Source organism: Actinoplanes sp. NPDC051411, from assembly GCF_040682075.1.
In the GTDB taxonomy this organism is placed as follows: domain Bacteria; phylum Actinomycetota; class Actinomycetes; order Mycobacteriales; family Micromonosporaceae; genus Actinoplanes.
Window position 1 is genome coordinate 1 of sequence record NZ_JBFBAD010000039.1, and the last position, 10,540, is coordinate 10,540.

Genomic DNA, 10,540 nt, shown 5'->3' on the forward strand with positions numbered 1-10,540 from the left:
CGAGGTGGCGACACACCACCTCGGCCGTTTCTTCGTCTTTGCCCGAACGCACACCGAATGCTGTCCCCGCTGTACGGAACGTTGACAAAGCCGCGTTCATATACGATGGTCAATGTCCGAGCTTGTTCGTCTGATGTGCGGGTGTGAGCCCCCGGCATCCCCGCGCCGACCACTCCTCACGAACGTTCCCCGCGTCGAAGGAGCACTCCCCCATGCGCCTGACCCACCTCGGACTTGTCGCGGTCACCCTCGCCGCGGCGGTGACGGCCGTGCCCGGGCCGGCCGTCGCGGCGGCCGCCGTCACCACCACCGTCAACGTCAACGGCTCCGTCGCCGGCCGCGCCTTCGACGGCGTCGGCGCGATCAGCGGCGGCGGCGGCAACTCCCGCCTGCTGTACGACTACCCGGCCGCCCAGCGGTCACAGATCCTCGACTACCTGTTCAAGCCGAGCTACGGCGCGGCCGTCCAGCTGCTGAAGCTCGAGATCGGCGGGGACGCCAACTCGACCGACGGCGCCGAGCCGAGCCACGAGCACGTGCGCGGCGACGTCAACTGCAACGTCGGATACGAGTTCTGGCTCGGCGAGCAGGCCGTGGCCCGCAACCCGGCCATCAAGTTCGTCGCCCTGCCGTGGGCCGCGCCGGGCTGGATCGGCAACCACAGCTTCTGGTCCCAGGACATGATCGACTACGACATCTCCTGGCTGAACTGCGCCAAGCAGCACGGGCTGACGATCAGCTACCTCGGCGGCTGGAACGAGCGCGGCCACGACAGCACCTGGTACAAGAACCTGCGGACGTCGCTGAACGCGGCCGGCTACGGCGCGGTGCAGATCGTCGGCGACGACAGCAGCTGGAGCATGGCCGACGAGTTCGCGGCCGACCCGACGCTGAAGAACGCCGTCGGCGTGCTGGGCAACCACTACGTGTGCGGCTATCTGTCCCAGGCCGACTCGTGCTCGACCACGACCAACGCCCGCAACTCGGGCAAGCAGCTGTGGGCGAGCGAATTCGGTTCGCAGGACGACAACGACGGCGTGGTGCCCTACATCCGTACGGTGAATCGGGGTTATCTCGACGCCGAGATCAGCGGCTACATGAACTGGCCGCTGATCGCCGCGATCACCCCCAACCTGCCCTACGCGACGGTCGGGCTGATGGACGCCGGCTCGCCCTGGTCGGGGGCCTACCGGGTCGGCAAGAACCTGTGGGCCAACGCGCACTACACGCAGTTCACCCAACCCGGCTGGCATTACCTGAACAACTCGGCCAGCGGCTACCTCGGCGGCAACCGGGCCAACGGGAGCTATGTCTCGCTCAAGTCGACCAACAACAGCGACTACTCGACGATCTATGAGACCAGCGGGGCGACCGCCGCGCAGACGGTGAACGTGACCGTGTCGGGCGGCCTGAACACCGGCACCGTGCACGTCTGGTCGACCGACATGGGCTCGTCGAACCCGGCCGACTGGTTCGTCAAGCAGGCCGACGTCACGCCGTCCGGCGGCGGCTACACGCTGACCCTGCAACCGAACCGGATCTATTCGGTCACCACCACGACCGGGCAGGGCAAGGGCACCGCGGCGAGCCCGGCGAGAGGTTCCCTCGCGCTGCCCTACACCGACGACTACGAGAGCTATCCGGTGCGCGGCATGGCGAAATATGTCGAGACCATGCAGGGCGCCTACGAGGTCCGGGCCTGCGCGGCCGGCCACACCGGCAACTGCCTGCAGCAGGTCGCGCCGGTCCAGCCGATCGAGTGGCAGGACGACAGCGACGCGTACGCCCTGGTCGGCGACCCGGCCTGGAGCAACTACACGGTCAGCACCGACGTCGACATGCAGCAGGCCGGCACGGTGACGCTGCTCGGACGGGCCAACACGCAGAATCGGCCGCAGAGCCACCAGGCCGCCTACCAGCTGCGGATCGGCAACACCGGTGCCTGGTCGATCGCCCGCAACAGCAGTGGCGGCGCGTTGACCACGCTGACCTCGGGCAGCCACGCCGCCCTGGGCCTGAACACGTGGCACACGATCGCGCTCGGCTTCTCGGGCAACCAGATCACCGCCTCGCTCGACGGCACGGTGCTCGGCCAGGTCACCGACATCGCGTTCACCAGCGGCCAGGCCGGTTTCGGCGTCGTCGGCTATCAGACCGACCAGTTCGACAACCTGCGCGTCACCGCGAACACGGGCGGCGGCAACCTCGCCGGGGTGCTCCGCGGCCAGGAGTCGGGCCGCTGCGTCGACGTGCCTGGCGGCGCCACCGCGAACGGCACCGCGGTCGCGCTCTGGGACTGCAACAGCGGCAGCAACCAGCAGTGGACGCTGACCACGGGCCGGCAGCTGCAGAGCCTCGGTAAATGCCTCGACGTCAACGGCGCCGGCGCCGCGGACGGCACGGTCGTGCAGCTCTGGGACTGCAACAGCGGCAGCAACCAGCAGTGGACCGTCAACTCCGACGGGACGGTCGTCGGCGCCGGGTCCGGCAAGTGCCTCGACGCCACCGGGCACGGCACGGCCAACGGCACCGCGATCGAGATCTGGACCTGCAACGGCGGAAGCAACCAGAAATGGGACCGCAGCTGACCCGAAGGGACATGCCATGCGACACAACCTCAGGTGGTTCGCGACGGCCGGTCTCGGTCTCGCGCTGACCCTCGGCTCGCTGGCCGGGCTCGCGACGCCGGCGAACGCCGAATCCAACGGCGGCGTGCGGATCATGCCGCTCGGAGACTCCATCACCGACGGCTACACCGTGCCCGGCGGCTATCGGATCGGCCTCTGGCAGCGGGCGGCCGCGGCCGGCGTCAGCGTCGACTTCGTCGGCTCGCAGTTCAACGGCCCGGACACCCTCGGCGACCACGACCACGAGGGGCACTCGGGCTGGCGGATCGATCAGCTCGACGCCAACATCACCGGCTGGCTCCAGGCGTCCGACCCGCGCACGATCCTGCTGCACATCGGCACCAACGACATCGGCCAGAACTATGACGTCGCGCATGCCCCGGACCGGCTCTCGGCGCTGATCGACCACATCCGTACGCTCGCGCCGAACGTGCAGCTCTTCGTCGCCCAGATCATCCCGACCGCCAACGCGACGAACGAGACCGCGACCCAGACCTTCAACGCGGCGCTGCCCGGCATCGTCGCCCAGAAGGGCCCGCTGACCCACCTGGTCGACCAGCACTCGGCGATCACCACCGCCGATCTGGCGGACGGTTTGCACCCCAACGCGACCGGCTACGACAAGATGGCGGCGCGCTGGTGGTCGGCCCTGCAGTCGGTGCCGGGCAGCCTCGCGCCGGTGAGCGTGCCGGCGGTCGGCTCGGCTGCCCTGCTCACCCACGCCGACTCCAACCGGTGCCTCGACGTCACGGGAGCCAGCACCGCCGACGGCGCCCAGGCGATCATCTGGGACTGTCACGGCGCGACGAACCAGCGCTGGACCCGTACGGCCGCCGGCGAACTGCGGGTCTTTGGCGACCACTGCCTCGACGTCAACGCCAACGGCACGGCCGACGGCACCAAGGTGCAGAGCTGGACCTGCAACGGCACGGCGGCGCAGAGGTTCACCTTCAACGCCAACGGCACGATCGTCGCCGCGGCCTCCGGCAAGTGTGTGGACGTCAACGGCGACGGCACCGCCAACGCCACCCTGGTGCAGCTGTGGACCTGCAACGGCACCGGCGCCCAGCGCTGGCTGGTGCGCTAGGCACTGCCGGGGCACAAGCGCATCTGGGAGGGGGTGCGGCCCCACCATCGCCTCGCGCAGCGGGTGAGGACGGCCGGTTCGGCGAAGCCCAGCCGGGCGCTGATCTCGGCGAACGGCAGGTCGGTGCCGGCGACGAGGTCTCGGGCGCGCTGGCGGCGTACGCAATCGAGGATCTCGGCGAAGGTCAGGCCCTCCTCGGCGAGGGCGCGCTGAAGAGTACGCGGGTGGACCGCGATCCACCGCGCGATCTCGCCCAGGCTCGGCGCCGGGCCTCCGCAGTGGCGGGCGCGGCCGACCGCAACGAGCCGGCCGGGTGACGCGGTGGCCTCGGGCAGGGCGGGGTCGCCGCCCAGGCGGTCGGCGAGGGCCTCGCGGACGCGCCAAGCCAGCCCCGAGCGTTCGACGTGGCCGACCGGCGCCGACAGGATCCCGGCGGGCAGCCGCAGCAGGCCGACCGGGCGGCCGAGGCGCACCTTGGCGCCGAAGCTCTGCTCCCAGCCCGGCCGGTCGGTGGCCGGGAACGGCAGGTCGACCGAGCGCACGCCGTAGTCGCCGGCCAGGTGGCGCAGGCGGCGGTGCAGGTCGAGCAGGGCGTGCCCGGGTGAGCCGACGCCGGAGCGCAGCCGCAGCCCGACCACCTGCCGCGACCCCTCGGGGTCGTCGACGACGTCGAAGGGTGTGCCCGTCAGCTCGTCGGCAATCACTGTCCCAAACTATCCGCCGCGCACGATCAAGGACGTCGTGGCGGGCCCGACCTAGCTTCGGGAAACGTGGATACCGAAGTGGTCGTCGTCGGGGCGGGGCCGGTCGGCCTGATGGTGGCGGCCGAGTTGCGGCTGGCCGGTGTGGACGTCGTCGTGCTGGAGCGCCTGGCCGAACCGGCTCCGCACCCCAAGGCGCTCGGTCTGCATGCCCGGACGTTGGAACAACTGGCCATGCGCGGACTGGCCGGGCCGTTCCTGTCCGGCGGGGCGCGGATTCCGGCCTGGCACTTCGGGTTCCTGTCCGAGAAGGTCGACCTGACCAGGCTGGACTCGCCGTACCCGTTCCTGCTCGCCTTCCCGCAGCACCGCACCGAGGCCATCCTGGCCGGGCGGGCGCGGGAGCTGGGCGCGCGGATCGTGCGGGGCGAGGCGGTCACCGGGCTGGCGCCGACCGGTGTGAGCGTCCGGGTCGGGACCGAGGGCCGGAGCTGGGAGGCGGGCTGGGTCGTCGGGGCGGACGGTGCCGGGAGCACGGTACGGAAGGCGGCCGGCATCGGCTTCCCGGGCACCGACGCCGACACCTGGGCCTACCTCGGCGACGTGCGTGCCGACGCCGCGCCGGAGCCCGGCTACGGCGTGCAGAACGAGAAGGGCGCCCTGATCGTGGCTCCGCTGCCGGACGGGCTGCGGCGGTTCACCGGCTTCGATCCGGCGCGCCAGGATCCGGCCCACCGCGGGCTCACCCTGGACGAGCTCGAGGAGACGGTGACCCGGATCTCCGGGGTGGACTTCGGGCTGCGCGATCCGGAGTGGCTGACCACGTTCGGCAACGCGACCCGGGTCGCCGCGGACTATCGTCGCGGCCGGGTCCTGCTGGCCGGCGACTCGGCGCACATGCATTTCCCGGCCGGCGGCGTCGGCCTCAACCTGGGGCTGCAGGACGCGATGAACCTGGGCTGGAAGCTCGCCGCCGTGGTGCAGGGCCGCGCCCCGGACGCGCTCCTCGACACCTATGGCGCCGAGCGCAGGCCGTGGGGTGAGGACGTCGCCGAGCACACGCTCGCCCAGACCGCGCTGATCACGGCGACCAACCCGACCGGGCAAGCTCTGCGAGCTTTGCTGAGCGGTCTCGTCCGTACGCTTCCCGACCTGTCCCTGCTGCTCGCGCGGCGCCTGTCCGCGTTGGACGTCCACTATCCGGTGCCGGGCGCACATCCGCTGGTCGGCACCCGGGTCGCCGAGGCGCCACTGGCCGACGGGCGCCCGCTGGTCGAGGGGAAAACGGTGATCCGCCCGGACGGCTACGTGTGGTGGGCGACCGACGGCGACGAGACGCCACCCGACCTGGGGGTGGCCTTCGGCGGCTGACCAGGAAGGCCAGACGGTCTGACTCTTGTGGTTAACAATGGTCATACCATATGGTCGATGACATGGCCGTCACGGAAGTCACGGACGTGAATTCAACTGGAAACGATCATCTGTGCGCCGAGCGGGTGGAGATCGTTTATGCGGGGTCGCGGCGTGACGCCACGACCACTTTGGCCGTGGACGGGGTCAGCCTGGCCGTCCGGCGCGGCGAGTTCGTCGTCATCGTGGGACCCTCCGGCTGCGGCAAGACCACGCTGCTCAACGCGGTAGCCGGCTTCATCGGCATCAACGGCGGCTCGCTGACGCTGGACGATGCCCCGATCACCGGGCCGTCGCCCCAGCGCGCGATGGTCTTCCAGCAGCCGAGCCTGCTGCCCTGGCGGACGGTGCTCGGCAACATCGCGTACGGCCTGGATCTGGCCCGGCAGACGCCGGCGGCCGACCGCCGGGCCCGGGCCACCGAATTGCTGCATCTGGTCGGTCTCGGCGAGTTCGGCGGCCGCTATCCGGGCCAGCTCTCGGGCGGCCAGCAGCAGCGGGTCAACCTGGCCCGGGCGCTCGCCGTGCGGCCGTCGCTGCTGCTGCTCGACGAGCCGTTCGCCTCGATCGACGCCCAGACCCGCGAGCAGATGCAGGCCGAGTTGCTGCGGATCTGCGCCGAGGAGGCGGTGACCGCGCTGTTCGTCACCCACGACATCACCGAGGCGGCGTTCCTGGCCGACCGCGTGATCGTCTTCGGACCCCGGCCGGGTCGCATCGTCCGCGAGGTCTCGGTGCCGTTCCCGCGGCCCCGGGAGGCCGCGCTGCGGCGCGACTCGCGCTTCACCGAGGTGGTCGAGGAGATCGCCACCGCGCTCTACGCGTCGGAGGTGCCGCGATGACCTGTCGCCACGGCGAAACCGGGTCGGAGGTGCCGCGATGACCGCGCTGTCGACCCGGGAGACCACCAAGATCACCCCGGCCCGGAAGGCCCGGCGCGACCGCGCCGGCAAGATCCTGTACGGCACGGCCGCGGTCATCGTCGTGCTCGCGGCCTGGCAGATCATCGCCGCGCTGCGGATCAAGCCCGAGGTGATCCTGCCCGGCCCGCTCGACGTGGCCGACGCGTTCAAACAGCTGTTCAGCACCAGCGAGATCTGGACCGACCTGGGCACGAGCGGCTCCGAGATGCTGTTCGGCCTGCTGCTGGCGACCGTGGTCGGACTGCCGGCCGGTCTGCTCATCGGTTGGTACAAGCGGCTGTCCTGGGCGCTCGGCCCGTTCGTGTCGTTCCTCTATTCGACTCCCCGCATCGCGCTCACCCCGCTGCTGATCGTCTGGTTCGGCATCGGGCAGACCTCGAAGATCGCGATCGTCTTCCTGATGGCCGTCTTCCCGATCGTCATCAACGTGACCACCGGCATGCAGAACCTCGACCCGGCCATGCTGCGGGTGGCCAAGCAGTTCGGGGCGAGCGACTTCCAGGTCTTCACCACGATCGCCCTGCCGGGCACGGTTCCCTACATCATCAGCGGCCTGCGGCTCGCGGTCGGGCAGGCGCTCATCGGCGTCTTCGTCTGCGAGCTGTCCGGCGCCACCCACGGCATCGGCATGCTGATGAACAACGCCGGCCAGCAGTTCCAGACGCCGGTCGTCTTCGCCGGCGTCGTCATCTTCGCGCTGACCGGCGTCCTGATCTCCTGGCTGCTGCGCCTGCTCGAGCGGTCGGTGGCCGCCTGGCGTCCCGATTCGCACTAGAAGGGCTCGATAAATGCTCAAGAGAATCGCCGCGGCGGCGGCCGCCTCGATAACCCTGGCCGGGCTGGCCGCGTGCGGCAACGGCGGGAGCGACGCCAAAGGAGGCGGCACGCTCAAGGTCAGCTTCAGCGAGGTCGTCGCGGACGAACTGCCGCTCTGGATCGCCCAGGACTCGGGCCTGTTCGCCAAGCACAACGTCCAGGTCGACCTGACCAACCTGTCCAGCTCGGACGGCTTCCCGGCGCTCATCTCCGGGCAGACCCAGCTCGCGTCGATCGGCGCCTCCGAGATGGTGTCGGGCGCCGCGTCCGGTGCCAAGGTCAGCTACATCGCGACGCTCACGCCGGTCTTCCCCTACCAGCTGTACTCCAAGGTGCCGGGCGACCAGCTGCGGGGCAAGAAGATCGGCATCACCTCGACCAGCGGCTCGCTCTACATCGCCACCTTGCAGGCCCTGCAGCAGCTCGGGATGACCAAATCCGACGTCCAGCTGATCACGCTCGGCTCGGTGACCAACGTGAACAACGCGCTGGTGTCCGGGTCGATCGACGCCGCGCTGTCGCACCCGCCGGGCTCGGCCAAGATCGAGGCGTCCGGCTACAAGCCCGTGCTCGACCTGGCCAAGCAGAAGATCCCGACCTCCAACGTCGGCATCGCGGTGCTCCAGTCGTACGCCAAGGACCACCGCGGCGAGGTGCAGAACTTCATCTCGGCGCTGCTCGAGGCGATCGCCCGGGAGAAGTCCGACAAGGCGTACTCGATCTCCGAGCTCAAGGCCCACCTGAAGGTCGACGACGAGAAGGCGCTCGACGAGACCTACCAGTTCTATGCCCAGGAGGTGCTGCCGGCGGTGCCGACGCCGACCGTGCAGCAGCTGGCCACGTCGCAGAACGTGCTCGGCGCGGCCAATCCGAAGGTCAAGCAGCTCGACCTCAGCACCATCGTCGACACCTCGTTCGTCAGCTCCGCCGGAACCCAGGGGTAGGCCACATGGCATCGCGCACGACCACCGAGACCACCCACTACCACGTGCAGAAGCGGCGCCGGGCGGCGTTCCTGGACGAATGGAAGGGCTACCAGAAGACGGTCCGGAGGGCCGACGAGGTCGGCCTTTCCCTCACCGCCCGGCGTACGCGGGTGGGCGTCTACACCGGCATCGACGGCGACCAGCCGACCCGCTCGATGGACGCGCTGGTCCACGAGATCGACCCCGGAGTCACGTCGACGATCCACCGGCACTCGTGGGACGCGATGGTGTTCGTGGTCGCCGGGAACGGCTGGACCGAGATCGACGGGCAGCGCGTCGAGTGGGGGCCGGGCGACTCGCTGCACCTGCCGGCGTGGTCGTGGCACCGCAGCGGCAACTCCAGTGCTTCCGTGGCCCGCTACATGACGTTCTCCAGCGAGCCGATGCTCGCGACCATGGGCATGTCGGTCATCGACGACCGCGGTGACACGCCGGTCTCGGAGTTGCCGGGACGGCCGCCGTTCTCCGAAGGGGTCGACGGAGACGACCCGTACGCGAGAAGGCTGCGCCGATTGGCGCGTGACCAGACCGCCCGGCGCTCGGGCCGCCTGCACACGAACTGGGATGAGCTCGAGCTCCTGCAGACACCGCGGGGCACGCGGACGACGTTCCTGCTCGACCGGGCGATCGGCTATCAGGCGTCGGGCATCACGATGGCGATGTTCGAGATCGGGCCCGGGCGCGGCCAGTCGATGCACCGGCACCCGGGCGAGGCCTGGCTCTACGTCGTCGAGGGCGAGGGCCACAGCTATCTGGGCACCGAACCGACCGGCGGCGTCGACCACCCGTGGAAGCAGGGCGACCTGATCGTGGTCGACCACTTCCTGTGGCACCAGCACTTCAACGACTCGGCGACCGACACGGCGAAGGTCGTGCGGGTCCACATGTTCGACAGCCTGCTCGAGACCATGCGGGTGCTGATGGACCCGATGGTCCTGTTCGAGGAGCCGCCGGACGCGGTCCGCGACGCGCAGGCCGGCAACTACCACGAGATCGAGTGGCCCGCCGTGCACCGGCCGGTCTGGGAGCGCTGAGGTGCCGGCCGGCCTTCCACCGGGAGTGATGTCGCTGCACGCACTGCCGGCCGACCACCACGACGGCCCGTGGGACCACATCATCACCGCGCCCGGCACCAAGCAGCGGCTGCTCAACCAGGCGCTGCTCACCCTGCGGCACGGCGTCCGGCTGGCGACCCTGGCCGGCATCCCGCACGGCCTGATCGTGCTGGCCGGGCCGCCGGGAACCGGCAAGACCACGCTCGCCCGCGGCCTCGCCCAGGCCGCGGCGCGGGCGCTGGCCCCGGTCGGCGCCACCACGTACGCCGAGATCGACCCGCACGCCTTCCCGAGCGAGATGCTGGGCGAGAGCCAGCGGAACATCACCCGCTTCCTCACCGACACGCTGCCCGAACTGGCCGCCCGGCGGCCGCACCTGATCGTGCTGATCGACGAGGTGGAAAGCCTCGCGGTCAGCCGGTCGGCGGCCTCGTTCGGCAGCAACCCGGTCGACGTGCACCGGGCCACCGACGCGGTACTCGCCGGGATCGACCAGCTGGCACAGTCCTTTCCGCGGCTGCTGTTCGTGACGACGACCAACTTCCCGTCCGCACTGGACGACGCGTTCCTGTCCCGGGCCGACCTGGTGCTGACCCTGGATCTGCCGGGCGAGGAGACGATCGCGGCGATCCTCGCGCACGCGCTCTCCGAACTGGCGGGACTCTGGCCGGGCGTACGGGAAATCGCGGGTGACGTCACGCTGCACCGCAAGCTCGCGGCAGCGTGCGCCGGGTGGGACGGGCGCCGCGTGCGTAAGTTGGTGCTGTCGGCGCTGGCGCAGCGCCGAGAGGTGACCGACGACCCCAACCTTTTGACGGCGGACGACCTGATGGCGGCGATCGGATGAGGCTTTCGTTGGCGTGTGGCGACTATGACCGCACCCGGCCGCTGATAGACGGCACGGTGCGGCCGAACGGCCTCGAACTGACCTGCCT

The 10,540-nt window shown here is 70.3% G+C and carries 9 protein-coding genes; 8 read left to right on the forward strand and 1 reads right to left on the reverse strand.

The annotated features are described in order from the left end of the window. Window positions 1-212: 212 nt before the first annotated feature. Window positions 213-2,588, forward strand: a complete 2,376-nt coding sequence (locus tag AB0M88_RS22170) for a ricin-type beta-trefoil lectin domain protein (protein WP_364105042.1) — start codon at window positions 213-215, stop codon at window positions 2,586-2,588. 16 nt (window positions 2,589-2,604) lie between these two features. Next, window positions 2,605-3,714, forward strand: a complete 1,110-nt coding sequence (locus AB0M88_RS22175) for a ricin-type beta-trefoil lectin domain protein (protein WP_364105044.1) — start codon at window positions 2,605-2,607, stop codon at window positions 3,712-3,714. Here the strand turns inward: AB0M88_RS22175 and AB0M88_RS22180 are convergent. Further along, window positions 3,711-4,418, reverse strand: coding sequence for a helix-turn-helix transcriptional regulator (locus AB0M88_RS22180; protein ID WP_364105046.1), 708 nt, complete (start codon window positions 4,416-4,418; stop codon window positions 3,711-3,713). The genes AB0M88_RS22175 and AB0M88_RS22180 overlap by 4 nt on opposite strands. 66 nt (window positions 4,419-4,484) lie before the next feature. Between AB0M88_RS22180 and AB0M88_RS22185 the strand changes: the two genes are divergently transcribed. The 6 genes from AB0M88_RS22185 (at window position 4,485) to AB0M88_RS22210 (ending at window position 10,452) form a co-directional block, all read left to right on the forward strand. Next, complete coding sequence (locus AB0M88_RS22185; protein WP_364105048.1) at window positions 4,485-5,786, forward strand: FAD-dependent monooxygenase; 1,302 nt, start codon at window positions 4,485-4,487, stop codon at window positions 5,784-5,786. Between the two features lie 62 nt (window positions 5,787-5,848). Further along, window positions 5,849-6,667, forward strand: a complete 819-nt coding sequence (locus AB0M88_RS22190; RefSeq protein ID WP_364105050.1) for an ABC transporter ATP-binding protein — start codon at window positions 5,849-5,851, stop codon at window positions 6,665-6,667. Window positions 6,668-6,704: 37 nt separating this feature from the next. After that, window positions 6,705-7,523, forward strand: coding sequence for an ABC transporter permease (locus tag AB0M88_RS22195; protein WP_364105052.1), 819 nt, complete (start codon window positions 6,705-6,707; stop codon window positions 7,521-7,523). A gap of 13 nt (window positions 7,524-7,536) precedes the next feature. Further along, window positions 7,537-8,508, forward strand: a complete 972-nt coding sequence (locus tag AB0M88_RS22200) for an ABC transporter substrate-binding protein (protein WP_364105054.1) — start codon at window positions 7,537-7,539, stop codon at window positions 8,506-8,508. A 5-nt stretch (window positions 8,509-8,513) separates the two neighbouring features. Next, window positions 8,514-9,584: a cupin domain-containing protein gene (locus tag AB0M88_RS22205; RefSeq protein ID WP_364105056.1), complete on the forward strand. Its 1,071-nt coding sequence runs from the start codon at window positions 8,514-8,516 to the stop codon at window positions 9,582-9,584. A 1-nt stretch (window position 9,585) separates the two neighbouring features. Next, on the forward strand, window positions 9,586-10,452 hold the full coding sequence (locus AB0M88_RS22210) for an AAA family ATPase (RefSeq protein ID WP_364105057.1): 867 nt from the start codon (window positions 9,586-9,588) through the stop codon (window positions 10,450-10,452). Window positions 10,453-10,540 lie beyond the last annotated feature (88 nt).